Here is a 24,917-nt window from a genome sequence, read left to right as displayed (position 1 = left end):
GCGGAACATGGCTCCGCTCTACTGCCTCTCTGCAGGTGAATACAGAAAGGGCCGCATTGCGGCCCTTTCCTTTACTCGGAGAGGTACACGCGCGGTGTGCGCTTGAGACTGCACGGCAGCCGGTACGCACTGGTATTGCAGCGCGGCGCCAGCTCGGAAATCGTCGGCGCGTTGCCCCACAGCTGCACGATGCTGCCGCGTGTGGCCTGCGGGTGATCGGTGAGATCGACGGTCAGCATATCCATCGACACACGGCCGATCAGTTGCCCCGGCACGCCGTCGATCAACACCGGTGTTCCGTTCGGTGCGAACTGCGGGTAGCCGTCGGCATAGCCCATCGCCACCACCCCCACGCGGGTCGGCTTTTCGGCGACAAACCGCGCGCCATAGCCCAGCGGTTCGCCCACGGCCAACTCGCGTACCGCGATCACCCGCGACTGCAGCGTCATCACCGGGCGCAACTGCGCCGCGTGCGGGCTGGGTTGCGGGAACAAAGGATCCGCGCCGTACAGCATCAGGCCTGGGCGCACCCAGTCGCTGCGCACCTCCGGCCAACCCAGCAGTGCCGGCGAGTTGCACAGGCTGGTTTCACCTTCCAGGCCATCGATGGCGCGGTTGAAGATGTCCAGCTGCTCCTTCGTGCGATTGCTGTCCAGTTCGTCGGCACGCGCCAGGTGGCTCATCATCACCAGCGGGGCGACCTGCGGCAGCGCCGACAAACGCGCATGCGCATCGCGGAATTCTTCCGGCGACAAACCGAGGCGGTGCATGCCGCTGTCCAGCTTCAACCAGATGCGCAGCGTAGCGCCGGTCTTGAACGCTTCCACCGCTTCCAGTTGCCACCGCGAAGACACCACCGTCCACAAATCGTGCTCGACGATCAGCGGCAGTTCGGCAGCATCGAAGAACCCTTCCATCAGCAGGATCGGCCCGCGAATGCCGGCCTGACGCAACTCCAACGCTTCCTCGATGCAGGCCACACCAAAGCCATCGGCCTCGTCCTGCAACGCGCGCGCGCAACTCACCGCGCCGTGGCCGTAGGCATCCGCCTTGACGATCGCCAATGCCTTGCCACCGCCCAACTGGCGCGCCAGCCGGTAGTTGTGACGCAGCGCTTCCAGGTCAATCAGTGCCTGTGCCGGGCGCATCAGTGCTGCCCCTTGCCGTAGCGGAAAATATCCAGGCCTTCGCTGCTGATCTGCGGCGACTTGCCACTCATCAGGTCGGCCAGATAGCGGCCCGAGCCGGCGGCCATGGTCCATCCCAGCGTGCCATGGCCGGTATTGAGGAACAGGTTGCGGAACGGCGTGGCGCCGATGACTGGCGTGCCGTCCGGCGTAGCCGGACGCAGGCCGGTCCAGAACGTGGCCTTGGACAGATCACCGCCATCGGGATACAGGTCGTTGACCACCTTTTCCAGCGTGGCGCGGCGGCGCGGTTCCAGCGACAGATCGAAGCCGGCCACTTCAGCCATGCCGCCGACGCGGATGCGGTCTTCAAAACGGGTGATGGCGATCTTGTAACTCTCGTCCAGGATGGTCGAATTGGGCGCCATCGCCGCATCGATGATCGGCAGGGTCAGCGAATAACCCTTGAGCGGATACACCGGCAGCTGCATGCCCAACGGCGCCAGCAACTGCGGCGAATAGCTGCCCAGCGCCAGCACGTAATGGTCGGCAGTCTCCAACTGGCCATTGATGTGCACACCGGTGATGCGGTCACCGTCATGCTGGATCGATGTAATGGTCTGATCGAAGCGGAACTCAACGCCGGCTTCAGCCGCCAACGCCGCCAACTTGTCGGTGAACAGCTGGCAATCGCCGGTCTGGTCCTCGGGCAGGCGCAACGCGCCAACCAGCATGTCGGTCTTGCCGGCCAGCGCCGGCTCGATACGGGCAATGCCCTGGCGGTCCAGCACTTCATACGGCACGCCGTATTCGCGCAGCACTTGGATGTCCTGTGCAGCGGCGTCCAGCTGCTGCTGGGTACGGAACAACTGTGTGGTGCCGAGCTGGCGGCCTTCGTAATTGATGCCGGTGGCGGCGCGCAGCTCGTTGATGCAGTCGCGGCTGTAGTCGGACACGCGCACCATGCGCGCCTTGTTCACCGCATAGCGGGCCGAGGTGCAGTTGCGCAACATCTGCCACAGCCAGCGGTACTGGTTGAGGTCACGGGTGGGGCGAATGGCCAGTGGTGCGTGTTCCTCGAACAGCCATTTGATCGCCTTGAACGGCACACCCGGCGCGGCCCAGGGCGAGGTGTAGCCGAACGACAACTGGCCCGCGTTGGCGAAGCTGGTCTCCAACGCCGGGGCGGGCTGGCGGTCCACGACGGTGACGTCATAGCCGGCCTGCCGCAGATACCAGGCACTGGTCGTGCCGATCACACCGGCGCCGAGCACGAGAACTCGCATTGTCTTCTCCTGACCCCATCATTCCCTGCACCGGGGTGGTCAGGGACTAGAAACGGCGCAGTATATTCAGCCTTGAGCAGTGTTTATCGCTGTATTGCGCTGCTGATACAGAGTAATTTCCCGTTTCGTTCATCAAAAGCAGAGCGCCATGGCCACCCGCAGTCGCGAACTGGACAAGATCGACCGCAAGATCCTGCGCATCCTGCAACAGGAAGGGCGTATTTCCTTCACCGAACTGGGTGAACGCGTGGGCCTGTCCACCACGCCCTGCACCGATCGCGTGCGCCGGCTGGAACGCGAAGGCGTGATCACTGGCTACTACGCGCGCCTGGACCCGCAGTTCGTCAAAGCCAGCCTGCTGGTATTCGTGGAGATCAGCCTGGCCTACAAATCCGGCGACATCTTCGAGGAATTTCGCCGCGCGGCATTAAAGCTGCCCAACGTGCTGGAGTGCCACCTGGTGTCGGGCGATTTCGACTACCTGCTCAAGGCACGCATCAACGAAATGGCCTCCTATCGCAAACTGCTGGGCAGCACCTTGCTGACCATGCCGCACGTACGTGAATCCAAGAGCTACATCGTCATGGAAGAGGTCAAAGAGACACTGACCCTGCCGATTGATGAGTGACGCCGGGTCGCGCGCAGCCCTGCTCCACTGAAGCGCTGCCTGCGCTCACTTACCCCGCTTCACTCGTTGCTGCCCGCCGGCTTGCTGCTCTTCGGCGGCGGCACCACACGCTGGCCGGCACCGCTGGGCACGGTGTCGTAGTAACGGCCGGTGCGGGTGTCCAGCACCCGATTCGGGCTGGTCTGCTGCAGGTGGTTCAAGGGCTGCCCATTGCTGCCGTAGACCGGGCGCGCCGTGGCGGGCGGCGTGATCGGCGTGGGCGTGTTGACCGGCTTCGTGCGCAGGGCCGGATTCTCCAGCCGCTCACGCAAGCGCGCGTTGTCGGCGGCTTGATTGCGGTCATCGGCCTTGGGTTTCTGCGGCGACGGCGCTGGCAACTGCACAGGTCGCGTCGCGGTGGGCGGCGGTGGCAGCTTGAGTTGGGCCAATGCCAACGCAGGCGACAGCGTCGCCAACAGCAACCATCCGGTGAATCGCTTCATGGGCCGCCCCTGTCCGAATCCTGCGCACAGCATGCTCCCACCTGACTGGCGCACGGGTGAACGCAAGGGGCGCCCTGGATTGGTGTGACGGGCGCATCGGCCTACCATGGCGCCCTGCCCCAAGGATTCATCGCCATGACCTTCTTCGACCTCACTCCGCCCACTGCCAGCCAGCGCGATGCGCTCATCGCCGGCCTGAATGACGAGGAAAAGCGGGTACTGCTGCATCACGGCACCGAGGCGCCATTCTGCGGCGTGTTCCTGGACAACAAACGCGACGGCGTCTATTGCTGCCGGCTGTGCGCGCTGCCGCTGTTCCGCTCTGACACCAAGTTCGACTCGGGCACCGGCTGGCCCAGCTTTTTTGCACCGTTTGCGCCGGAACATGTGCGTGAAATCCGCGATGAAAGCCACGGCATGACGCGTACGGAGATCGTCTGCGCACGCTGCGGCAGTCATCTGGGCCACGTGTTTCCTGACGGCCCGCCGCCGACCTTCGAGCGGCATTGTCTGAATTCGGTATCGCTGGGCTTTGTGGGCCTGGGCGAGGCCTATCCGAACCCGCTGCAGCGTGAGGGTGTCGAGGCATTACTGGCCAGTTGAGGGGTAGCGTGGCCATCCTGTCGCGCCGGGCCATGCTCGGCGTTGGCTGCGCCGCAAGGCGTCAAGGGAGCGTGACTTCGCCCCACAGGCCTGCGGACTGATTTCTCGGTTCCAGCGGCGCATTCGCCAATCAGGCCTTGCTCGACCGGAATACGGTCGATTACCAACTTCACACTTCAGAACCGCTCCGCCGCGCCGACAACGGGATGTCCCCTTCTGTCGTGCCCGCCTCATGCTCATCCTCGTCGGCTTGCTCATTGTCATCATCAGCGTGCTCGGCGGTTACGTCGGCGCCCATGGCCGGCTGGGAGCGCTCTGGCAGCCCTATGAGCTGGTCATCATTGGTGGCGCGGCGTTGGGTGCGTTCCTGATTGGCACGCCGTTCAAGACCGTCAAACAGACCCTCCGGGCCGTGGCCGGTACGTTCAAGGGCCCGCAATACAAGCGCCAGGACTATCTGGACGTGCTCAGCCTGCTGTATGAACTGCTCAACAAGGCGCGCCGCGAAGGCTTCATGGCGCTGGAAGAGCATGTCGAGAACCCACAGGACAGCCCGGTCTTCGCCAACTACCCCAAGGTACTGGCCGACCACCACCTGCTGGACTTCATCACCGACTGCCTGCGGCTGATGATCGGCTCCAACATCGAGCCGCATGAGCTGGAACCGCTGCTGGAACTGGAGCTGGACAAGCACCATCACGAGGCGATGGAGCCGTCCCACGTGCTCAACAAGGTGGCCGACGGATTGCCCGGTTTTGGCATCGTCGCGGCGGTGCTGGGCATCGTCATCACCATGGGTTCGATCGGCGGTGACATCAAGGAAGTCGGCGCGCACGTCGCTGGCGCGCTGGTGGGTACCTTTCTCGGCATCTTGCTGGGCTATGGCTTTGTCGGCCCGCTGGCGGCAGCGGTGGAAGCGCGCGCCGAACAGGACGCACGCATCTACGAATCGGTCAAAACCGCGCTGCTGGCCTGCCTGCGTGGCTACAACCCGAAGATCGCACTGGAGTTCGCGCGCAAGACCGTGCCGTCAGCTTTGCGCCCGGGCTTCAGCGAGTTCGAGCAGCACCTGAAGTCGGTCAAGTAAGGCGCACGCCATGAGCGAGAACAAGCCCACGGTGATCGTGCGCCGGATAAAAAAGGTGCAGAAAGGCGGCCACCACGGCGGTTCGTGGAAGGTGGCCTATGCCGACTTCGTCACCGCGATGATGGCCTTCTTCATGGTGATGTGGCTGCTGGCCGCCACCACCAAGCCCGAGCGCGCGGCGATTTCCGATTACTTCCGCAACCCCAGCCCGTTGAGCGGCACCAGCAGCACGCCGGCACCGGGCATGGCCGGCCCTGGCGGCGCCAGCACCTCGATGATCAAGCTCGGCGGTGCCACCGATGTCTCGCGCGGCAACAACAACGACCCCTTCCAGAACCGGCAGGAAGCGCTACCCACCCCGGTGGAAGAACGCGAGCGCGAGAAGAAACGCCTGGAAGTGCTGAAGCAGGAGCTGCAGGAGGCCATCAGCAAGAGCCAGGCGCTGGAGCCGTTCAAGGACCAGCTGCTGCTGGACATCACCCCTGAGGGCCTGCGCATCCAGATTGTGGACAAGCAGAACCGGCCGATGTTCGACCTGGGCAGCGCGCGGCTGATGCCGTACACCCAGACGATCCTGGTGGAGCTGTCGCACTTCATCAACCAGGTACCCAACCGCATCAGCATCACCGGCCACACCGACACCACCGCGTATTCCGCGCAGTTGGGCTACGGCAACTGGGAACTGAGCGCTGACCGCGCCAACGCCGCACGCCGCACCCTGCTGGAAGGCGGCATGGACGAAGCCAAGGTGGCACGTGTGGTGGGGTTGTCCTCGTCGGTGTTGTTCGACAAGACCAACCCGCAGAACCCGATCAACCGTCGCATCAGCATCGTGGTGATGACCAAGGATGCCGAAGCCGCCGCGCTCAACGAGACCGACTCGCTCCCGGTGCCGCCGTCTGAGCTTCTACCTGCAGCGGCTGCAGCGGCGCCCTCGGCTACCCACTGACCGCCTGCCTGCGCCCCGGGAAACGGGAGCCAGAGCTGCGCCTGCCGGCGTTCGCAGCAGCCGTGGTCCACGCTGTGAGGGCAGAGACGGCCGGGGCGCCTACAATGGGCCCCGTTTTCTACTACGACTGAATCCTATGTCCAAGCTGTCCAAAGCCAAGCGCGACAAGCGCAAGAAGCAGGCCACGCGCCGTCCGTTCGCTCGCCTGAATGGCCAGCAGCCGGTACAGAACCACGCCGTGCTGACGAATGAAGAAGGCCAGGTGGTGGCTGCCATCGGCCTGCAGGGTACCGAGTGGCTGCTGGCCATCGGTGGCCAGACCATGGGCAATGCTGATAATCCGGTGCCGATGCTGGCCATGCTCAAGCACCTGTCCAACGTGCAGGAAAAGGAAGGCCGCAAGGTCACCCTGGAGTACTCGGCACAGCTGCAGCAGATGATCGACGACCTGGCCGCCGACGAAGGCAAAACCGCCGACGACTATCTGGCCAACCTGGTGTCGGAGTTTGAAGGCGTGGACGGCGAAGAAGCCATCGACGTAGCCGACACTGTCGAGGACGAAGCCACCCCGACTGCCGACGTTGCTCCGGACGCCGACGCCGACGACAAGCCCAAGGCCTGAGCCCCGGGCCTGCAGTGACGGTCTATATCGACGATGCAGTACACCCCTGGCGCGGCGAGCGCTGGGCGCATCTGATGGCCGACACCGTACCCGAGCTGCATGCCTTGGCGCAGCAGCTCGGGATTCCTCGCCGCGCCTTCCAGAACCGCCCCAGCGGCGTGCACTACGACGTGCCCGCACCGCTGCGCGAGCAGGCCATTGCACTGGGCGCACGCGCTATTTCGCGGCATACCGACCGGGAATTGCTACGCAGCGTGATTGCCAATGCGCGAACGCAATATGAGCCATGAAAAAGAGCAGAAATACGCGCTGAGCTGCCGAGCAGCGTGCCTCCTCCTTCGCTCGAAAGGAGGCAGCCGTTCAAGCGCAATGGCGTTGCCCTTTCTCACCTACCGCTCCCGCACTTAGAACGGATCGCTGCCCGGTCGCACTTCCACGCCCAGCACCGAGCACAGCGCCAGCATCGCCTCGTCGTCACGACGCAGTGCGATCCAGCCGGCATAGGCATCGCCGCCGGTGTTCCAGTTCCACACCGTATAGCCGTATTCGCGCAGGCGATCGTGGGCAATGGCCATCAGCGTGGGCACGTCGATATCGGCGGCGAAATCCTCGTCGTCCAGATCACCGCCCCATTCAATGCGAAGGCTCCAGCGCGCGGCCATTTCATCCAGTGCCGCGACGAACGAGTCGGTGTCTTTCCAATCCACGTAGAAGCCAGCGCGCCAGTCAATGGCGTCCTTCAGGTCCCACAACCAGGATTCGTCGCTGGAGTCATCTTCTGCGCCGGCACGCGCCTCGCGCCAAGCGTTGAACTGCTGCAGCGCCGTGTCCTCGTCACCGGGATTGATCAGCCACAGCAGGTTCCAGACCCGCGCCGGATGGTCGTCCTCGTCGAAAGTCGGTTGCAGTTCGTCTGAATCTTCGTAATCGTCGCTGTTGTCGGGCATGAAGCGGATATCCACGGCTTGATGGCGCGCATTCTGCGCTGCCGCGCCCCCCAGCGGAAGCCATGACGTACCCGAGGTGCCGACCGCAACGGTTATCCTGTGCCACAGAAGATGGCCACGTCGGCCTTCAATGAAGCACTAGCTATGAGCGAGACCCCTCCCGATCACCTGGCGATCAATCCCCAGAGCCCGTTCCATGACGCCGCTGCGCTGGAGCGCGGTATCGGCGTGCGCTTCAACGGCATCGAGCGCGATGACGTGGAAGAGTATTCGGTCGCTGAAGGTTGGATCCGTGTGCAGGCCGGCAAGGCCCGCGACCGCCGCGGCAACCCGATGACGCTGAAGATCAAGGGTGTGGTGGAACCGTATTTTCTTGAGCTGAAAAACGCCTAAGGCGGTTTTCGAGCGTTAGCGCGGCCCTCACCCGAACCCCTCTCCCGCGTCCGTGAGATGGGCTTCAGGCAAAGGCGGCGCTCCAAGAGCCCTTCCCCCGCACGCGGGAGAGGGGTTGGGGTGAGGGGAAGTGCCTGAAAAGCTCCCAAAACCCCCTCAATCCCGCTTACGGCTTTCCAGCAGATCCAGATTGCGGATCAGCTTGCGCGACATCTCATCGGAGATCTGTCCGCGCCGGGTCAAACGGAACAACTCCTCACGCTCGGCGTTGAGACCCGCCGCACGCAGGCTGCGGTACGCCTCTTCCATGCGCTTGACCTGTTCGGGGTCTTCATCCGGGCCCTGACCTTTTTCGAGATTGCGCTGGTACAGCAGGCTCACCCGCGAGGCGGCGTCGTTGTACAGCTGCACGTTGGTGGTGTTCTGCCCTTCCACCAATTGCTGACGGGTCTTCTCCACCGCTGCCAACGCGGCCTTGGAAGCGACCTTGCGGGCCAGATCCTCCTCACGCCGGCCGGAATCGTCCTTGGGCAACTCCAACCCCTTGAGCAGGCGCGGCAACAACAGGCTCGCGCCGACCAGCGATACCAGGATCACCGCCGCCGCCAGGAAGATCACCAGGTCCCGCGCCGGAAATGGCTCACCGCCGGGAATCATCAGCGGCAGGGTCAGCACACCGGCCAACGTGATCGCACCGCGCACACCCGCCACGGACATTGCCAGTACCACCCGCCCCGGCGTCTGTGTGCCTTTTTCACCCCGCATACGCGCCTTGAGCAGGCTCCAACGCAGCGACAACCATACAAACGTCAGTCGCATCACCACCAGCATCGCGTTGATGGCCAACACGTAAATCACGAGCCACCACGCGCTGTGCTGGCCGCTGTGCTCCATGAATTGGATGGCGCGCTCGACAATGCCCGGCAACTGTTCGCCCAGCAGCACGAAGATGATGCCGTTGAAGGTGAACTGCACCATGTTCCAGACCGCACTGCGCTGCACACGCATGCTGCCGCTGATACGGCCAGTCTGTTCCACATAGCTCATGGTGATGCCGGCCGCCACGGCAGCCAGGATGCCGGAGGCCTTGAGCTCTTCGGCCAGCAGGTAGGCGGCGAAGGGGATCAGCAGGTTGACCAGTAACGCAGCACCCGGCTCCTCGCCAAAGCCATGCCACAACCAGCGCTGGAACGTGGACACGCCCCAAGTCACCGCCACGCCGATGGCCAAACCGGCCACCGACACCCACACGAACGTCAGCGAGGCTTCGGCCAGCGAGAAACTGCCGGTCATCACCGCTGCCACCGCAAAACGGAAGCACACCAGGCCGGAGGCATCGTTGAGCAACGACTCGCCTTCCAGAATGTGCATCAGCCGCTTGGGGATCGGCACCCGTGAAGCGATGGCGCTGACCGCCACCGGATCGGTCGGGGAAATGATCGCCGCCAATGCAAACGCCACCGCCAGCGGCATGGCGGGGATCAACCAATGAATCAGCAGGCCGGCCCCGACCACGGTGAACACCACCAGGCCGAACGCCAGCTCCAGAATTGCGCCTTTGTCGCGGAACAGGCCCTGCTTGGGAATGCGCCAGCCATCCAGGAACAGCAGCGGCGGCAGGAACAGCAGGAAGAACATGTCCGGCTCAAGCGCGTGGCCGCGATTGAATACCCCGGCAATCAACGCACCCAGGCCGATCTGCACCAAGGGCAGCGGCAGCGAGAACGGCAGGATTCTTACCAGGTAACCGCTGGCGACAACGGCCACCAGCATCGCCAGGACGACTTCGATCGTGTGCATGCTTCTTCCAGAAACGGGCGCGTGCAGAACCAGACAAGGGCCTGCGCCGGAGACCGGAAAAAACTAGCACAGCACGCCTCACATGCGGGCGGCGGCGGCGCGGAAAACCTCCTCCCATGCAGCTTCCGTGCAAGACAGGGACAACGCCGCCGCCGTTCCGTGTCAGTCCTGATGCACGGGTAAGCCGAGCGCACCCGCAGCGCACGCCGCCGTCAGACGACCGCGACATCCCGCGCCGAAGCCACGGAACAGGACAGTCAACACGTCAGCGCGCGCCGTCGAAGCGATAGATATCCATCGCCAGGAAACCCATGTCGATGCCGGCATCAATGCGCGTGGCGCCCAGCGCGTCGGAACCCGCCGCACCCATCGCAAAGTACAGCGGCAGCAGATGCTCATCCGTGGGATGGGCCTGCGTCGCAAACGGTGCCTGCTGGCGATAGTCGAACAATGCCGGGATGTCATCGGCATCCAACTTCTGCTCTACCCACTCGATGAAGGGCCGCACATACGGCGCTTCCTTGCCTTGCGGGTAATTGCGCCGCTCATGCAGATTGTGGGTGATGCTGCCGGAGCCGATCAGCAACACCCCCTGCTCGCGCAGTGGCGCCAGCGCGCGGCCCACCGCGAACTGGTGTGTCGGACCCAGCATCGGCTGGATCGACACCTGCAGCACCGGGATGTCGGCCTGCGGATACAGATAACGCAGTGGCACCCAGGCGCCATGGTCCAAGCCACGGTTCGGGTCGATGGCAGGGCTCAGGCTGGCGGCCTGCAACCGCTCGGCAACCTCCTGCGCCAGTTCGGGCGCACCCGGCGCTGGGTACTGCAGCTCGTACAGTGCGTCGGGGAAGCCACCGAAATCGTGAATCGTCTCCGGCGTGGCGGCACCCGACACCACCGGCGTGCGCGCCAGCCAATGCGCCGAGGCCATCACGATGGCACGCGGGCTCTGCAGCCCGGCGGCCAACTCCGCCAGACGCGGCCCCACCTGGCCCGGTTCCAGCGCGGTCATCGGCGAACCATGGGAAATGTAGAGCGAGGGCAAATGACGCATGGCGGTTGCCTCTTGGGTGATGGGGAACATGCCACGAAGCTTATTGCGCGCTGCCATGACAACAAATAACCTCGGCGACAACGTTTTATTGCGGAAGCAGGAACAATGGACACGATCGATGCCATGCGGGTGTTCGTCGCCGTGGTCGAGCGCAACGGCTTCAGCGCTGCTGCCGAGGCCATGGATATGTCCACCGCCGCCGTCACCCGGCAGATTGCCGCGCTGGAAAAACGCCTGTCCACGCGCCTGCTCAATCGCACCACGCGCCGGGTCAGCCCCACCAGTACCGGCGCGGCCTACTACCAGCGCTGCGTGCAGCTGCTGGCCGAGTTCGACGCACTGGAAGCCTCGGTTGGCGCGCAGGCACTGCAGCCCTCCGGTCGCCTGCGTATCAACGCGCCGGTCAGCTACGGCATCACCCAGCTGGCGCCCTTGCTGCCTGGCTACAGTGCGCGCTACCCGCAGGTGGAGCTGGACCTGTCGTTGTCCGACCGGATGGTGGACATGGTGGAAGAAGGGTTCGACCTCGCCATCCGCATCACCCGCAACCCTTCGCCGTCATTGATCGCCCGGCGGCTGGCGCAGGCGCGCATCATCTTGTGCGCAGCGCCTGCCTACATTGCGCGACGCGGCGCACCCGCCACGCCGCAGGCGCTGGCCGAACATGACTTTCTGTCCTACACCTACTCAGCCAGTGGCGACAGCTGGACCCTGCGCGGGCCGGACGGCGAAACCAGTGTCACCTTCACCCCACGCATGCGTGCCAACAACGGTGAAGTGCTGCGTGAAGCCGCCATTGCCGGCATGGGCATCATCGCGCAGCCGGATTTCATCATTGGCCCGGCGCTGGCAGATGGCCGCTTGGTACCGGTACTGCCGGCGTGGGAAGTGCCGCCCATCGACATCCATGCGGTCTATGCCAGCCGCAGCCATCTGGCACCCAAGGTGCGCAGCTTCATCGACTATCTGGTGGAGTGCATGGACAACGACGCTCCACGTTCCACTTCAACCTGAGCAGCGTGGCTGGACGGGCTCAGCCCGGGCTGCGCAGCGTGGACAGCAGCACCAGCACATCCGCCAGCGGCATCGGCCGGCCCAGCAGATAACCCTGCACCTGGTCGCAACCGTGTGCAGCCAGCCATCCGTATTGGCCGTCGGTCTCCACGCCTTCAGCAATCACCATCAGGCCCATGCTGTGGCCCAGCGACAACAGCGCGCGGCAAATGGCGGCATTACGTGGGTTGGTTTCGACATCGGCAACAAAGCTGCGGTCGATCTTCAACGAATCCAACGGCAGGTGCTGCAGGTACGACATTGACGAAAAACCTGTGCCGAAGTCATCCAGTGAAATGTGGATGCCGCGCTCATGCAGACGTTGCATGGTCTGCAACGCCTGGGCGGGATTGCGCATCAGGCTGCTCTCGGTCAGCTCCAGGTGCAGCGAACCGCGCGGCAGGCCGAACTCCTCGATCACCCGCGAGAACTCGTTTGCCAAATCGGTGTTGAAGAACTGCACTGCCGATACATTCACCGCGATGGGCAACTGGCCCCAGCCGGCCGCCGCCAGCTGCTGCTGTGCCCGCGCCGCATTGCGCAGCACCCAGCGCCCCAGCGCAATGATCAGGCCGGTGTCTTCGCACAACTGGATGAAATCACCCGGCGGTATGAAGCTGCCGTCGGCCTGCGGCCAGCGCAGCAGCGCTTCAAGCGCTACCGGGCTGCCATCAGCGGCGTGACGAATGGGCTGGAAGTGCAGATCGAACTCGTTACGGTCGATGGCCATGTGCACTCGCCCAGCCAACTGCAACCGCTCGGTATAGCGGGTGGCCATCGCCGGCACAAAACGCGCCAGGGCAACACCGTTTTCGCGCGCGGCATGTGCTGCTTGCGCCGCGCGTCCCAGCACCTGTTCGGCCAGGTCGCCGTCCTCCGGATTGTTGGCCACACCAATGCGAGCTTCCAACTGGTGGAACGTGTCGCGTCCGCGGATCGGCTCGGCCACCGCTTCAAGCAGTGCGTCCAGCGCCAGCTGCACGTCAGCCGGTTTCTGTATGGCGAGCACGAAATCTTCCGCTGGCTGGTGCGCCAACAAGCCATGACGTGCGGCCAACCCACCCAGGCGCACAGCCACCGAGCGCAAGGCTTCTTCGCCCGCCTCGCGTCCCAGTGTGTCGGCAATCATCTGCAGGCCACGCAGCTGCACATGCGCAATGGTGTAACCGCCTGCGCCGGCATCGAGCTTTTCAACCAGGCCACGCACTGTCAGCAGGCCGGTGCCGGCGTGGTGGCTGGCCCGGTAGGCCAGTTCTTTCTCGTAACGCAGGCGCTGGCTGACATCTTCGGCAAGCACCAGGCAGGCATCGTGCCCGCCGAATTCCAAGCGTGCGCCATGTGCCTGCACCTGGAAGATGGTGCCGTCCTTGCGCCTGTGCCGGTGCACGGGCAACACCGTGGATTGGCCGGTGGCGGTAGTGAGCACCGTGCGCCGGATGGCCTCACGGTCCTCCGGTGGGCGCACGTCCAGGATCGACATGGACAGGAACTCATCGCGGCTGTAGCCGTACTGGTCGACCGCGGCCTGGTTCACTTCAAGAAAACGCAGCGTGGCCAGGTCGAAGATCCAGAACGGCGCCGGGTTGCGATCAAACACCAGCCGGAACTGCCGCTCCGCTTCCTGCGCGCGCGCCTCGGTGTGCACGCGCTCGCTGATGTCCACCACCGCACCGGCCAGGCGGGGCGACTGGCCCGGGCTGTTGACCCTGTCACCGCGCGCGGACAACCAACGCAGCGAACCGTCGGCCATATGCAGCCGGAACATCGCGTTCAACGCACCCTTGCCGTCGCGGGCGTGGTTGAGCATCACCCGCAGCCAAGCACGGTCATCTTCATGAACCCGCTGGAAGAACCCATCCAGCGTGGACGCGCGCGTCGGCAGGTCGAGCATCTGCTGGGTCAGCAGTGACCAATCCAGCAGCGGGATATCCCCATGGATGGACCAGGTACCCACCTTGCCCACCTCGTGCGCCAACTCCAGTTCGGCGGCACCGCTCTGCAGTTCCTCGCTCAAGCGCTGCTCCTGCGAGGCGCTTCGCCCAAGGCTGTGCAGCAGGTAGGCAAGGCCGAGCAGATACAGCAGGAAGATGCCGATGGCGGCGTAGAGAAATACATACCAGCGCGCCATCACTTCTTGGTATGACAGCGCGGTGTACAGGGTCAGCGGATAGTCCGTCGGTACGCTGACCGCAGCAATGCGCTTCTGGCCATCGGCCGGGCTCTCCACGATCCCCTGCCGCACGATCTCCGACGAGGGCGCCAGAATCTTCATCGGCGAAGGCAATTGCTTACCGATAAACGCCGTTGGGTTGCGGCTATGGGCCAGCAATTGCCCATAGCGGTTGCCGATGGAGGCCACACCGTTCTTTCCCAGGTCCAGGCCACTGACCACGTCCTGGAACATGCCCAGCCGCACCCGCGCCAGCAACCATTGCCCTTGCTGCATCGGCAGAGCCGCCCGCACCACCCATGCCCCCTCGGGCAATTGTTCCAGTGGACCGACATACAACTCGCCACTGAGCACCCGGTTCTGCGGCACGACCCACGTGCGCAACGCAGTATCGCCATGGCCTTGTGAAAGCGGCTGGCCCCCATCGTCAACCAAGGTGATCGACGCCAGATCGCGATTGCGTTCCAGCACCCCTTGGATGCTGGTTTCCAACAACTCCACTGCCCTGTCCGGCACTCGCCGGTAAAACTCACGGCCATCGTTGGCGGTGCCACGCAGCGCCCGCTCCAGCGTGATCAGTTGCGCGCGCAGCAGGCGGTCACTGCCATTGGCCAGGGCCATGCTTCGCCGCTGCGCTGCTTCGATCCGGCTGCTGCGGTCGTTCCACAACATCATCGCCAGGGCCGCTGCCAACAGCAGCGCGACCAGCGCGCCCGCGATGGCAATCACCCGCAATGGATGAGCCTGTACCCGGGTCACAGATAGTTCCAGCGCTTCATTGGGCGGCGGGCAGGCATCACTTGGTGTTCCAGGACCGTGGGCAACAGGGAGCCAGCAAGGAGCGGGCGCATGCCACCGGCATGAAACCGCGCTGCAAGTGTCTCCCCAGACACCACGAGCAGCAAACCTGATACAGCATGCAGCAGAACCACTACCTGCGTGAAGAGCATAAACAGGCTTTTTTTGCTGCGCCTGCGTGGTTGATAAAACGCCAGAGTCCGCATCTGCATCCGCGCTGGCACAGGACTAGACTTGGCCGGTCTCTCAATCTGGAACCCTCCATGGCCCTGCAACGCTCCATTCTGATGCTGGCAATCGGTGCCGCCCTTTCCCTTGGCGGCTGCAACAAGGATGCTCCAGCAGCGGCCGACGATGCCGCACAGGCACCGGTCACCCCCGGGGCAGCCAAAGCACAGCTGGGCGGCTTCGGCTTCGACGCAGCCGGCATGGACCGCAGTGTCGCGGCAGGCGACAACTTCTTCGACTTCGCCAATGGTGAATGGGTCAAGCGCACCGAAATACCGGCCGACCGCTCCAGCCAGGGCAGCTTCAATGTGATCGCCGAAAAGACCCTGGCCGACACCCGCACAATCATGGAAGAAAGCGCCAAGGCCAATGACGGCGAAGCCCGCAAGATCGGCGATTACTACGCCGCCTTCATGGACGAAGCCGCCATCGAGACGCGCGGTATCGCGCCGGTGCAACCGGCGCTGCAGGCCATTGCCGCCATCGCTGACAAGCAGTCACTGGCCAAGGCCCTGGGCAACACCCTGCGCGCAGACGTGGACCTGCTCAACGCCACCAATTTCTATACGCCGCACCTGTTTGGCGTCTGGGTGTCGGCCGACCTGCTGCAGCCCGAGCGCAACGCGCCTTACCTGGTGCAGGGCGGTCTGGGCATGCCCGACCGCGACTTCTACCTGCAGGACGGCCGCATGGCCGATCTGCGCAAGGCCTATGAAGGTTACATCGCCAAGCTGCTCGAACTGTCCGGCGACACCGACGCTGCCGCCAAGGCCGCACGTATCGTCGCCCTGGAAACCAGGATCGCCCACGCCCACGCCACCCAGGAAGCCACCAACGACGTGGAGAAGGGCGCCAACGCCTGGAAACAAACCGACCTGAGCGCCAAGGCGCCGGGCCTGGACTGGGCCGCCTTCCTGGAGGGCGCTGGCCTGTCAGCGCAGCAGGACTTCATCGTGTGGCAGCCCACGGCCATAACCGGCCTGTCCAAGTTGGTGGGCGCCGAGCCGCTGGCCACATGGAAGGAATACCTGGCCTTCCATGCGCTGGATGAAGCCGCGCCCTACCTGCCCAAGGCCTTCGCCGATGCACACTTCGCCTTCCACGGCACTGCACTGAACGGCACGCCGCAACAGAGCGATCGTTGGAAGCGTGCGGTGGGCGACACCAATGCTGCCATCGGCGAGGCTGTCGGCAAAATCTACGTCGAGCGCCACTTCGACCCGGCCACCAAGGCGCGTGCCGATGAGATGGCAAAGAACATCATCGCCGCCTTCGCCAAGCGCATCGACGCGCTGGAGTGGATGTCGCCGGAGACCAAGGCGCATGCTCAGGCCAAGGTGGCCGGGCTCAAGGTCGGCATGGGCTACCCGTCCAAGTGGCGCGATTACAGCGCGCTGGAAGTAAAGCGCGACGATGCACTGGGCAACGCGCAGCGCGCCTCGCGGTTTGAGTACCAGCGCAATCTCGCCAAACTCGGCCAGCCGGTGAACCACGATGAATGGGCGATGCTGCCGCAGACCATCAATGCGATGAACGTACCGCTGGAAAACCGTCTGGTGTTCCCGGCTGCCATCCTGCAACCACCGTTCTTCGACGGCGCTGCCGATGATGCGATCAACTACGGCGCCATCGGTGCGGTGATCGGCCACGAAATCAGCCATGGCTTCGACAACGCCGGCGCGCTGTTCGACGAAACCGGCAAGCTGCACAACTGGTGGACGGCCAACGATCTGAAGCAGTTCAACGCAGCCGGTGACGCGCTGGCGGCGCAGTTCAGCAGCTACGAACCGTTCCCCGGCGTCCACGTCAACGGCCGCCTGACCTTGGGCGAGAACATCGCCGACGTCGCCGGCCTGGCGACCGCGCACGATGCCTATCGCCTGTCGCTGCAAGGCAAGCAGGAGCAGACCCTGGAGGGCTTCACTCCCGACCAGCGTTTCTTCCTCGGCTTTGCCCAGGCATGGCGCAGCAAGGCGCGCGAGCAGGCACTGCGCAACTCGCTACTGACCAACGTGCATGCACCGGGTCAGTTCCGCAGCCTGACCGTGCGCAATCTCGACGCGTGGTACCCGGCGTTCGAAGTAAAGGAAGGCCAGGCGCTGTACCTGGCACCGGACAAGCGGGTCAAGGTCTGGTGATCAGCGTGCTGGAAACTTGATATGGAAACGGGCGCGTGAGCGCCCGTTTTCTTTTGCATTCGTGCCAAGGATCTACGTCTCCCCTTTCGCTGCGCGAAAGAGACCGGTTCAAGCGCCTTTCGCTGCAATCCGACGGAGCATGTATAAGCGCCCCCTGGCTTTTCCCAAGGCAGGCGGAGAGTTTGGGAAGGCTGCCTTCCACTTCCACCCACACCCTGAAAACCCTCACCCCATCAAGCCGGCCACTGCATAAGAATCGCCGGTTCTTCCCCCACCCGCCGGCACGCGCGCGTGGAAATGCCATCGTTCAACGCAATGCGGAACAACGGCGCCACGCTGCGCAACATGCGTGCGGACACCACCGACTGCAGGTGCTGACCACGGCTGCGGCCGATCAACTGCTCGGCCCACTGCGGCAACAACGCCGCACCGGCCGCCAGAAACACCTCACGCGACATGCCCGGCAGCGGCACCGGAAGCCGTACTGCACTGAGCACGTCCAGCACTTCGCGCGAACGTTCATCCATGCGTAACTGCGGTTGCTGCGCGGCAAAGTAGTCATGGACTTGCGCCTGACTGGCCGGCACGTTGGTTGCACCCAACGCTTCGGCAACGCGCCGATACTCGTTGTAGTAACGGTCAGCAATTGCCTCCGGCACTTCGCGGCAGTAGCGTCGGCAACCTTCAAGGAAGCCATAGGCCTCGGTGACATGCACCCAGGTCAACAGTTCCGGGTCGTCGGCCGCGTAGTGGCTGCCATCCGGCAAGCGGCCGACCACCTTCGCGTGAATGCGCTTGACCCGCGCGATCAGCTTGTCGACTTCCGCGCGTGGCGCGTAACTGGTGCCCGCCACAAAATTGGTGGTGCGACGCAGGCGCCCGACCAGGTCTTCGCGAAAGTTGGAATGGTCATACACACCGGCCAGCGCGCGCGGGTGCAGCAACTGCAACATCAGCGCGCACAGGCCACCGGCCAGCATGCCCGGGAATTCAGAATGAATACGCCAGGTGACGCTGTCCGGGCCGAACCAACCCGGGTCGCCAGGCGGCGCGTCATAGTCCACTCCGCTCTGGTGGCGGGGGAAAGCATCAAGGACCCAGCGCCGGATCTGGGCGGTGGCGGCATCGGAAACACGACGGGACAAGGACGACATGGGCGCTATCGTACCGTTGTCAGCGCGCAACTCGCTTCCTACCTTGGTCACAGACAGACGGCAGCGGCCCGAGTACATGCGGCCCGGCCTTGCGCTTGCGGGATGTGCAAGCGCAGCACAATTTTTCATCACCCATCTTTCATTCGGCCATTTTCGCGATGTTGCGCTGCAGAAATTCCGCCAGCTGCGCGTGTTCAGGCGTGGCCGGCCCCGCCTGCCTTTGCGCAACGCCCATTGCCAAGCGTCCTGAAAGTGCTAGAACTAAAGCCGCCTGACCGTTTCACGCTTCTCCGTCGCTCGTACCAGCTAGGTAACTGCAAGGAGCTCAACATGATTGCGTTGTTCAAGGGTTTGGGATTGTTGCTGCAGGACAATGAACTGTATGGCCAGCCGTTCGAGAAACAGGTCGATCACTGGAAGAATCTGAGTGACCAGCAGATACGCGACGAAGTCGCGGTGCTGGCGCAGGCCAAGTGCCAATGGCTGATGGCCTCGATCGTGCTCTGGCAGGCATCCTCGCTGCTGATCCTCGGGCTGATCACCAATTATTTATGGCGCGATGATTTCCATATCACCTTCACCCGGGTGGTGATCGTGCTGGGCTCATGGGTGTCGATCCTGTTCGTGATCTGGTTCATGGCCAACATGTTTGATGGCACCGCCGGTTTCGAGCGCTGGATGAAGGCCTTCAACAGCCGCGCGCGCATCAGCTCCGATGCCGATAGCGTGGATGACGTGGCCGAAGCGCTGGACATGGCGCAGCACTATCCGGAAGTGCTGGATTACAAGCAGGCCGTCACCGCCAACCGCGAGCTGCGCCACGAAGACATTCGCATCATGCGCGAGCTGGGCCGTATGCGGCAGCACTCCGAACTGGTCGGCAAGCTCAACCACATCGGTGACGATGGTTTGCGGTTGCAGCCGGCATTCTGAGTTCAAAGCACCCCTCATCCGCCCCGCGGGGGCACCTTCTCCCGCTCGCGGGAGAAGGGAGCAAGAGCAAAGCCACAGCCCACACGTCGAGTTCAAAGCGCCCCTCATCCACTTCGCTGGGCACCTTCAGCCGCGCGTGGGTGAAGCGAGAGACAGCTGAGCCGGCACGGAAGTCAACGCCAGGCCTGAAGTGAAACCGAAGCCACAACCCACACATCGCCGCGCTCGTCGCGGCGATGTCATTTGCGGATCAACACCTGCTGGGCAAAACCCTCCGGCAAATCAGTCATCTGGCGGGTGCGCCCGACCAGCACCACGAAATCCATCAATGGTTTGCGATTGCAGACTTGCGTGCCCTGCCCTACGCCGCACTGCTCGCGATACAACTGATAGAAACAGCTGCCGCTCTCGCTCTGCAGGCACTGGAAGTTGGCGACGCCGGAGCGCACGGTCGTGCGGCTCAGCAGCGTGTGTTCACCACTGATGCGCGTCACCGACGTCTGCCCGGGCGGCTCGTTGATTCCCAGCATCGATAACAGACTGCCCAGCAACATGGTCAGGTAATGCATGGCACTTCTCCTGGCAAAGCGGTGGCGGCATCACATGCCGCGGAACAGACTCATGAAGGGTTGGCTGACCACCAGTGTTTCGCTGCGGTGTTTCAGGCGCAGTACGCCACGCCCGGTTTCCTCACGGCTCACCGACACCACCGCTTTCATGTTGACGATGGTGGAGCGATGCACCTGGCGGAAACAGTTCGGGTCCAACGCTGCGGCCAACTCACGTAACGAGCTGCGCAACAACAGTTCTTCGTCGGCAGTGACCACCGAGGTGTATTTACTGTCGGCGCGGAAATACAGCACTTCGTCCAGCATCACCAGGCGCGTCTCGCGGCCGTTGCTGGCAGTGATCCAGGCCAACGGCGGTGCGCTTTGCGGTGCGCCCGGTTGCTGCACCAGTTGTTTCAACAAGCGGTCCAGCATGCTGGGATCCGGCATTCCCGCCTGGCGCCGTGCCAACACGCGTTGGCGCGTGGCCAGCAAGCGTTCGTCGGTCACCGGCTTGAGCAGGTAATCCACCGCGCCTTGTTCAAACGCAGCGATGGCGTACTGGTCATAAGCGGTAACGAACACCACCTGCGTCTGCGGGCTCACGTTCTGCAGTGCACGGGCCACATCGATGCCGGTGATGCCGGGCATGCGGATGTCGAGGAACGCCAAGTCCGGCTGGTGGGTTTCCAGCGCTTCCAGTGCCGCGGCGCCGTCCTCGCATTCGGCCACGATCACCAGCTCCGGCCACAACCGCTGCAGTTGCTGCAGCAATGCCTCACGCAACAGCGGTTCGTCTTCGGCAATGAGCGCTTCAAGGGACATGCGGGTACTCCGGCACCGGCGGAATCACCACGCTTGCAGGTACCTGCAGCGGCAGCACGGGCGCCACATACGGCAGGCTGATGGTCGCCGCCACGCCGCTTGGGAAGTTGGAGACCATCGCCAGCGACGACTGTTCGCCGCAAGTCAGGCGCAGTCGTTCACGCAGGTTCTTCAGACCAATGCCGGTGCCGTTGCTGTGGGTGGTGATGCCCTGGCCATCATCGGCCACGGTCACGGTCAATTGGCCGCCCAGCTCGCGCGCCAGAATCCAAACGGTACCGCCACCGGACTTCGGCTCCAGCCCGTGCTTGATCGCGTTTTCCACCAGTGTCTGCAGCGACATCGACGGCAGCGCCACGTGGTACAGCGATTCGGGGACGTCGATATGCAGGGCCAAGCGTGCGCCCATGCGGATGCGCAGAATTTCCAGATAGGCGTGCACGCGGTCCAGTTCCTGACCGAGCGTGGACACCGATTGGTCGATGCCCGGCAGCGAGCTGCGCAGGTAGTGAATCAGGTGGCCAAGCATCTGTTCGGCGCGCTCAGGATCGGAGCGGGTCAGCACCTGGGCGTTGGCCAGCGTGTTGTAGAGGAAGTGCGGCTCAACCTGTGCATGCAGCAGGTTGAGGCGGGCCACGGTGAGCTCCTTCTCGGCCTCGGTGCGGGCCGCGTGTTCGCGTTCTTCGCGACGCTGCTCGGCGACCTTGCCGCTGAGGGCGTGCGTGACTGCTTCAGCGTTCTCGAAGTTGCTGCCTTCATCCAGCAGCAGCAGATCCACCCAGGCACCGGCATCGGGTTCAAACAACAGCGTCACGCTGCAGGTATCCGTGCCCGGGACCACGCGCGCGGTAATCTGGTTGCGCTTGATCGCCAGCCGCGCCAGCAGGTTCCAGCGCGACGGCGGGCGGTCACCATAGGGATCGGCGCGGCGCTGCAACGCGCGCAGCTGCAGGGTGCCAACCGAACGCTCGAATCCTTCCAGCCGGGGCATCTGGCCGATGACCTCTTCCAGCAGACGGAAGGCGGTAGGCGCATCCAACGGCAGCTCCACCTGGCGCCGGTGGCGGTTGCCCAAGGTCTGCGTGTCGAGGCGGTCGGCAATGAGCGAGACGCGGCGGATATGGCCGACGATGGCGCTCAGGGTGAACACCATCAGCGTCATCGCCAGCAGGCCGTAAATCCAGCCCGGCGGTTCGTCCATGCCGCTGAACAAGCCACTCCACAGAAAACCGCCAACAACGAGCGCGAGTGCCCAGACAGCGAGAATGCGGAAACCGAGGAAGAGGCTGGCGAACATGGTCGTGGCCGGAGTGGGAAGCTGGCGTCGAGGATAAGTGGCGGCAGCCGCGACACAAGCGCCGTGCGACGAAACCCGGAATTCAGCGACCAAACCGGGCAAGCCGTCGATCGGACCCGTTCAACGGCGAGAGCGAGCCTTCTCGTAGCGCACGTCGCCGTCCTCCAGGTCCGCCACCTGCACCCAGCCGTGGCGACGATAGAACCCATTGGCGCGCACCCGTTCACGCCCATCCGTGCTGAGCCAGATCCGGGCATGCTGCGCAAACAGTGCCTGTTCGGCCGGCTGCAGCACCGCCGTACCCAGGCCCTGCCCCTCAAAGGCAGGCCTGACGAAAACCGCGAACAGACAGGCGTCGTCGAGATCGATCATCGAGAACGCCACCGCCTGGCCCTCGACTTCCGCCAGCCAGGCACACGGCGCCGACGAGACTGCCGCGGCGAGTGCTTCGGCATCAATCCCCCTCTGCGCCAACTGCTCACGCGAGAGATGGTTCTGGGTGACGCTGGTGCGGATATCGAACAAGGCTTCGACATCGGCAGCAACGGCACGGCGTACGGTGAAAGGCATCGCGGTGCTTTCCAGAACCGGCATACGGGTCATCCCTGTTTCGACTGCCAGGCCGGGGACAACTCCCATTGCACCAGCGCATTGACGCAACGCCCCCATAGCCGCTTGCCATCGGCACTCCATTGCAGCTCCCGCAGCTCCGAGCAGGTGTCGCGATCGGTCTGCAAGGTCAACGAGCGGCCGCTGTCCAGGTTCCATAGCACGCCCGCCGCTCCGCCACCCAGCACCAGCAGGCGCCCATCAGGTGACCCGGCGGCAAGCGGGAGCGAGTCCCGCCCGGGCAGGGTCAGCGAGTAACGCACCTTGCCACTTTCCACATCAACCACGTGCATGCCGGGGTTGCGGCGCTCACCGTCCATCAACACGAAGCCGACCGCGATCCAACGGCCCTTGGTAGAACCAAACGGTTCCGGCGTCCATTGCGCCATGCCGATGTCATCCTGGGTATCGGCCCCGCCGAAGCGGCGCGGCAGTGGCAACACCCGCAGCACCCGGACAGTGCTCCCGTCCAGTTCGGTCAAACCAAATACGTCCTCGATCCAGAGGTTGGTCATCGGCCCATCCCATTGCACCGGCTTGGACTGTGCGTTGCCGGGAAAATCCCCGCGCATCACATGCTGACGCGGCGCGGCCAGACGCAGGGCGTAATCCCAACGCGCGCCATCACCGGAGGCGGTCTGAGTGGGTGCCCACAACTTGAAGGTTTCGCGCCTGCCGGCGTAGTCACGGCGGTACGCCAACGGAATTCCATTGCCATCGTGGAAGTAGCGGACGTAGTTGTCGCCAAGCACCCCCTTCTCGGCGAACGCCAAGGGATGCCTGACCAGCCCCGGATGGGCGGTGTCATAGCGCATCACCTGCCCATCCACCAGCAGATGTGCCACCTGCCCGCGTGCGTCGGCCGACAACATCCAGCGGCCCACACTTTGTTGTGGGGAAGTCCACAGGGTTTGTGGCGCTTGGCCGTCCGCCGCCGACCAGCGCATCACGGTGAAGGGATAGTTCTGCACCAGCAGTACGCTGCCATCGGCCAGTACCTGCATGCCGTCGGCTTCGTAGGTTTTGAGCGCCATCACCTGCTCGATACGCAGCACCCGATTGGCCTTGATGGTCGGCGCGTCGGCATCGGGTGCCTGACGCTGCGGCTCGATGATGGAAGCAACCGGTCTGGGCGGAGCGATCCAGTCAGATGCCCCTGCACCGATCCGTAGCCCCGCACCCGGCAGCACGCTCAACGCCTCGAACACCGGATTGAACACCGGCTGCGGCACGCTGTTGCGCTGAATCCTCGTCTGTGGCCCGCTGCTGAAAATGTTGACGTCCGCAAGCGCACGCAACTGCCCTACGATGCCACCACCGGGGTTGGGCCAGTCATCGGTACGCCACAGCGTGACCGCAGTGGCCGGACGGCCCATCACCGCATCAAGCTGCGTCACGCGGACATGAATCGTGCTGGTGCTGCGCCCTGTGCCGCCGTGACGTTGCTGCGCGCTGCCGGTCCAGTAGTTGAAGGCGTCATGCAGGGCAGGCATGCGTTCGCCGCGTCCCTCAAAACGGAAGTTCCGTTCCAGCCTCGCCATGCGACCGGGGATTTCCGATTCAAGCAACGCCCCATCGCTGACGTACTGCTGCAGGGTGGGCAACTCGTACTGACGCAAATATTCGCGCACCAGCTCAGGCCGACGTGCCAACAGCACATCGCCCCAGCCTTGGTCGATACGCGCTACCGGGTTGCTGTTGAGTTCACCGGCAAACGTGCCCATCGGCTTCAGTGCCCGCTGCACCACCGGCAACACCTGCGCGAACGGCAGGTCCACGACCATCTGCACCCGTGCCAGGCGCTTGCCGTCCTTGCCCAATTCGGGAGTGCGTAGCGCAGAAGGAAGACCCTCTTCAACGAGGTCCGGCGAGGTTGGCAGAATCTGCCAGTTTGGCGGCAACGTCGCAGCGCCGGCACACAACGGGGCGGCCATACCCGCCAGCCAGAACACCACGCCCCACACACTCTTGATCGACATCCCTGTTCCTTGCTGCTGCCCACACCAATGGTAGGTGAGTGAGGCCGAAGAAGGCGCGAATCAATGGCAAGAGCAGGCATCGCCCCCCGCCCCGCCAACGGGAGAGGGACTTATGCCGCCACGCTCCCTCCCTTTGCCAGCGGCAAGGGAGGGTTGGAACGGGTGCCTGTCAGTTGGCTTGCCGGAACTTTGCCCCAGACCGCG

Annotated in this window: 24 protein-coding genes; 10 read left to right on the top strand and 14 right to left on the bottom strand. The window is 64.0% G+C overall.

The features are described from left to right. Positions 1 to 71: 71 nt before the first annotated feature. Both alr and PAN08_RS02365 read right to left on the bottom strand, forming a co-directional pair. Entirely contained in the window at positions 72 to 1,148 is a 1,077-nt protein-coding gene (gene alr / locus PAN08_RS02370; RefSeq protein ID WP_269789954.1) for an alanine racemase, read from the bottom strand. Further along, positions 1,148 to 2,413, bottom strand: coding sequence for a D-amino acid dehydrogenase (locus PAN08_RS02365; RefSeq protein ID WP_269789953.1), 1,266 nt, complete (start codon positions 2,411 to 2,413; stop codon positions 1,148 to 1,150). The genes alr and PAN08_RS02365 overlap by 1 nt, the downstream gene beginning before the upstream one ends. Positions 2,414 to 2,561: 148 nt before the next feature. Between PAN08_RS02365 and PAN08_RS02360 the strand changes: the two genes are divergently transcribed. After that, on the top strand, positions 2,562 to 3,041 hold the full coding sequence (locus PAN08_RS02360; RefSeq protein ID WP_269789952.1) for a winged helix-turn-helix transcriptional regulator: 480 nt from the start codon (positions 2,562 to 2,564) through the stop codon (positions 3,039 to 3,041). 59 nt (positions 3,042 to 3,100) lie between these two features. On the opposite strand, the gene PAN08_RS02355 is transcribed toward PAN08_RS02360, so the two are convergent. After that, positions 3,101 to 3,523: a classical arabinogalactan protein 4 gene (locus tag PAN08_RS02355; RefSeq protein WP_269789951.1), complete on the bottom strand. Its 423-nt coding sequence runs from the start codon at positions 3,521 to 3,523 to the stop codon at positions 3,101 to 3,103. A gap of 135 nt (positions 3,524 to 3,658) precedes the next feature. Here PAN08_RS02355 and msrB point away from each other — a divergent pair, with 135 nt between their 5' ends. The 5 genes from msrB to PAN08_RS02330 all read left to right on the top strand — a co-directional run bounded on the left by msrB (position 3,659) and on the right by PAN08_RS02330 (position 7,074). Next, complete coding sequence (gene msrB / locus PAN08_RS02350; RefSeq protein ID WP_269789950.1) at positions 3,659 to 4,126, top strand: peptide-methionine (R)-S-oxide reductase MsrB; 468 nt, start codon at positions 3,659 to 3,661, stop codon at positions 4,124 to 4,126. A 232-nt stretch (positions 4,127 to 4,358) separates the two neighbouring features. Then, a complete protein-coding gene (gene motA, locus PAN08_RS02345) occupies positions 4,359 to 5,213 on the top strand; it encodes a flagellar motor stator protein MotA (RefSeq protein ID WP_269789949.1) in 855 nt (284 codons plus the stop codon). A 10-nt stretch (positions 5,214 to 5,223) separates the two neighbouring features. Next, on the top strand, positions 5,224 to 6,162 hold the full coding sequence (motB, locus tag PAN08_RS02340; RefSeq protein ID WP_269789948.1) for a flagellar motor protein MotB: 939 nt from the start codon (positions 5,224 to 5,226) through the stop codon (positions 6,160 to 6,162). Positions 6,163 to 6,298: 136 nt separating this feature from the next. After that, a complete protein-coding gene (locus PAN08_RS02335; protein ID WP_269789947.1) occupies positions 6,299 to 6,784 on the top strand; it encodes a hypothetical protein in 486 nt (161 codons plus the stop codon). Positions 6,785 to 6,798: 14 nt separating this feature from the next. Further along, on the top strand, positions 6,799 to 7,074 hold the full coding sequence (locus PAN08_RS02330) for a DUF4031 domain-containing protein (protein ID WP_269789946.1): 276 nt from the start codon (positions 6,799 to 6,801) through the stop codon (positions 7,072 to 7,074). Positions 7,075 to 7,188: 114 nt separating this feature from the next. On the opposite strand, the gene PAN08_RS02325 is transcribed toward PAN08_RS02330, so the two are convergent. Beyond that, positions 7,189 to 7,731, bottom strand: a complete 543-nt coding sequence (locus tag PAN08_RS02325) for a hypothetical protein (protein ID WP_269789945.1) — start codon at positions 7,729 to 7,731, stop codon at positions 7,189 to 7,191. A gap of 144 nt (positions 7,732 to 7,875) precedes the next feature. On the opposite strand from PAN08_RS02325, the gene PAN08_RS02320 reads away from it, so the two are divergent. After that, positions 7,876 to 8,124 (top strand): DUF3297 family protein, encoded by a 249-nt coding sequence (locus PAN08_RS02320; RefSeq protein WP_269789944.1) that lies wholly within the window; start codon positions 7,876 to 7,878, stop codon positions 8,122 to 8,124. Between the two features lie 156 nt (positions 8,125 to 8,280). On the opposite strand, the gene PAN08_RS02315 is transcribed toward PAN08_RS02320, so the two are convergent. After that, positions 8,281 to 9,924 carry a Na+/H+ antiporter gene (locus PAN08_RS02315; protein ID WP_269789943.1) on the bottom strand — a complete coding sequence of 548 codons (1,644 nt, stop codon included), beginning with the start codon at positions 9,922 to 9,924 and terminating at the stop codon, positions 8,281 to 8,283. A gap of 265 nt (positions 9,925 to 10,189) precedes the next feature. Next, complete coding sequence (locus tag PAN08_RS02310) at positions 10,190 to 10,981, bottom strand: class III extradiol ring-cleavage dioxygenase (RefSeq protein ID WP_269789942.1); 792 nt, start codon at positions 10,979 to 10,981, stop codon at positions 10,190 to 10,192. A gap of 105 nt (positions 10,982 to 11,086) precedes the next feature. On the opposite strand from PAN08_RS02310, the gene PAN08_RS02305 reads away from it, so the two are divergent. After that, the gene (locus tag PAN08_RS02305) at positions 11,087 to 11,995 is read left to right on the top strand and encodes a LysR family transcriptional regulator (RefSeq protein ID WP_269789941.1); all 909 of its coding nucleotides are present in this window, start codon (positions 11,087 to 11,089) and stop codon (positions 11,993 to 11,995) included. A 19-nt stretch (positions 11,996 to 12,014) separates the two neighbouring features. Here PAN08_RS02305 and PAN08_RS02300 read toward each other — a convergent pair whose 3' ends face one another. Next, positions 12,015 to 14,963, bottom strand: coding sequence for an EAL domain-containing protein (locus PAN08_RS02300; RefSeq protein WP_269789940.1), 2,949 nt, complete (start codon positions 14,961 to 14,963; stop codon positions 12,015 to 12,017). Continuing rightward, complete coding sequence (locus tag PAN08_RS02295; RefSeq protein WP_269789939.1) at positions 14,960 to 15,214, bottom strand: hypothetical protein; 255 nt, start codon at positions 15,212 to 15,214, stop codon at positions 14,960 to 14,962. Before PAN08_RS02295 ends, PAN08_RS02300 begins: the two co-directional genes overlap by 4 nt. Positions 15,215 to 15,265: 51 nt before the next feature. Here PAN08_RS02295 and PAN08_RS02290 point away from each other — a divergent pair, with 51 nt between their 5' ends. Then, positions 15,266 to 17,368 carry a M13 family metallopeptidase gene (locus PAN08_RS02290; RefSeq protein ID WP_269789938.1) on the top strand — a complete coding sequence of 701 codons (2,103 nt, stop codon included), beginning with the start codon at positions 15,266 to 15,268 and terminating at the stop codon, positions 17,366 to 17,368. Between the two features lie 233 nt (positions 17,369 to 17,601). On the opposite strand, the gene PAN08_RS02285 is transcribed toward PAN08_RS02290, so the two are convergent. Beyond that, positions 17,602 to 18,522, bottom strand: a complete 921-nt coding sequence (locus PAN08_RS02285; protein WP_269789937.1) for an oxygenase MpaB family protein — start codon at positions 18,520 to 18,522, stop codon at positions 17,602 to 17,604. Positions 18,523 to 18,852: 330 nt separating this feature from the next. Here PAN08_RS02285 and PAN08_RS02280 point away from each other — a divergent pair, with 330 nt between their 5' ends. Next, complete coding sequence (locus PAN08_RS02280; protein ID WP_269789936.1) at positions 18,853 to 19,455, top strand: hypothetical protein; 603 nt, start codon at positions 18,853 to 18,855, stop codon at positions 19,453 to 19,455. Between the two features lie 239 nt (positions 19,456 to 19,694). Here PAN08_RS02280 and PAN08_RS02275 read toward each other — a convergent pair whose 3' ends face one another. From PAN08_RS02275 to PAN08_RS02255, 5 genes are all read right to left on the bottom strand, one after another. Beyond that, a complete protein-coding gene (locus PAN08_RS02275; protein ID WP_269789935.1) occupies positions 19,695 to 20,024 on the bottom strand; it encodes a hypothetical protein in 330 nt (109 codons plus the stop codon). Positions 20,025 to 20,054: 30 nt separating this feature from the next. After that, complete coding sequence (locus PAN08_RS02270; RefSeq protein ID WP_269789934.1) at positions 20,055 to 20,828, bottom strand: LytTR family DNA-binding domain-containing protein; 774 nt, start codon at positions 20,826 to 20,828, stop codon at positions 20,055 to 20,057. Then, positions 20,818 to 22,125 (bottom strand): histidine kinase, encoded by a 1,308-nt coding sequence (locus PAN08_RS02265; protein ID WP_269789933.1) that lies wholly within the window; start codon positions 22,123 to 22,125, stop codon positions 20,818 to 20,820. The genes PAN08_RS02270 and PAN08_RS02265 overlap by 11 nt, the downstream gene beginning before the upstream one ends. Positions 22,126 to 22,245: 120 nt before the next feature. Continuing rightward, the gene (locus tag PAN08_RS02260; protein WP_269789932.1) at positions 22,246 to 22,728 is read right to left on the bottom strand and encodes a GNAT family N-acetyltransferase; all 483 of its coding nucleotides are present in this window, start codon (positions 22,726 to 22,728) and stop codon (positions 22,246 to 22,248) included. After that, positions 22,725 to 24,713 (bottom strand): hypothetical protein, encoded by a 1,989-nt coding sequence (locus PAN08_RS02255; protein ID WP_269789931.1) that lies wholly within the window; start codon positions 24,711 to 24,713, stop codon positions 22,725 to 22,727. The genes PAN08_RS02260 and PAN08_RS02255 overlap by 4 nt, the downstream gene beginning before the upstream one ends. Positions 24,714 to 24,917: the final 204 nt, after the last annotated feature.

This window comes from Stenotrophomonas sp. Iso1 (genome assembly GCF_027497995.1).
GTDB lineage: Bacteria > Pseudomonadota > Gammaproteobacteria > Xanthomonadales > Xanthomonadaceae > Stenotrophomonas.
The sequence above is the reverse complement of the archived record's forward strand: the minus strand, read 5'-3'. Positions and strand labels throughout refer to the sequence as shown.

Coding starts and splice junctions, on each gene's coding strand:
- alr (WP_269789954.1), bottom strand. CDS start 1,148: ATGCGCCCGGCACAGGCACTGATTGACCTGGAAGCGCTGCGTCACAAC.
- PAN08_RS02365 (WP_269789953.1), bottom strand. CDS start 2,413: ATGCGAGTTCTCGTGCTCGGCGCCGGTGTGATCGGCACGACCAGTGCC.
- PAN08_RS02360 (WP_269789952.1), top strand. CDS start 2,562: ATGGCCACCCGCAGTCGCGAACTGGACAAGATCGACCGCAAGATCCTG.
- PAN08_RS02355 (WP_269789951.1), bottom strand. CDS start 3,523: ATGAAGCGATTCACCGGATGGTTGCTGTTGGCGACGCTGTCGCCTGCG.
- msrB (WP_269789950.1), top strand. CDS start 3,659: ATGACCTTCTTCGACCTCACTCCGCCCACTGCCAGCCAGCGCGATGCG.
- motA (WP_269789949.1), top strand. CDS start 4,359: ATGCTCATCCTCGTCGGCTTGCTCATTGTCATCATCAGCGTGCTCGGC.
- motB (WP_269789948.1), top strand. CDS start 5,224: ATGAGCGAGAACAAGCCCACGGTGATCGTGCGCCGGATAAAAAAGGTG.
- PAN08_RS02335 (WP_269789947.1), top strand. CDS start 6,299: ATGTCCAAGCTGTCCAAAGCCAAGCGCGACAAGCGCAAGAAGCAGGCC.
- PAN08_RS02325 (WP_269789945.1), bottom strand. CDS start 7,731: ATGCCCGACAACAGCGACGATTACGAAGATTCAGACGAACTGCAACCG.
- PAN08_RS02320 (WP_269789944.1), top strand. CDS start 7,876: ATGAGCGAGACCCCTCCCGATCACCTGGCGATCAATCCCCAGAGCCCG.
- PAN08_RS02315 (WP_269789943.1), bottom strand. CDS start 9,924: ATGCACACGATCGAAGTCGTCCTGGCGATGCTGGTGGCCGTTGTCGCC.
- PAN08_RS02310 (WP_269789942.1), bottom strand. CDS start 10,981: ATGCGTCATTTGCCCTCGCTCTACATTTCCCATGGTTCGCCGATGACC.
- PAN08_RS02305 (WP_269789941.1), top strand. CDS start 11,087: ATGGACACGATCGATGCCATGCGGGTGTTCGTCGCCGTGGTCGAGCGC.
- PAN08_RS02295 (WP_269789939.1), bottom strand. CDS start 15,214: ATGCAGATGCGGACTCTGGCGTTTTATCAACCACGCAGGCGCAGCAAA.
- PAN08_RS02290 (WP_269789938.1), top strand. CDS start 15,266: ATGGCCCTGCAACGCTCCATTCTGATGCTGGCAATCGGTGCCGCCCTT.
- PAN08_RS02285 (WP_269789937.1), bottom strand. CDS start 18,522: ATGTCGTCCTTGTCCCGTCGTGTTTCCGATGCCGCCACCGCCCAGATC.
- PAN08_RS02280 (WP_269789936.1), top strand. CDS start 18,853: ATGATTGCGTTGTTCAAGGGTTTGGGATTGTTGCTGCAGGACAATGAA.
- PAN08_RS02275 (WP_269789935.1), bottom strand. CDS start 20,024: ATGCATTACCTGACCATGTTGCTGGGCAGTCTGTTATCGATGCTGGGA.
- PAN08_RS02270 (WP_269789934.1), bottom strand. CDS start 20,828: ATGTCCCTTGAAGCGCTCATTGCCGAAGACGAACCGCTGTTGCGTGAG.
- PAN08_RS02265 (WP_269789933.1), bottom strand. CDS start 22,125: ATGTTCGCCAGCCTCTTCCTCGGTTTCCGCATTCTCGCTGTCTGGGCA.
- PAN08_RS02260 (WP_269789932.1), bottom strand. CDS start 22,728: ATGACCCGTATGCCGGTTCTGGAAAGCACCGCGATGCCTTTCACCGTA.
- PAN08_RS02255 (WP_269789931.1), bottom strand. CDS start 24,713: ATGTCGATCAAGAGTGTGTGGGGCGTGGTGTTCTGGCTGGCGGGTATG.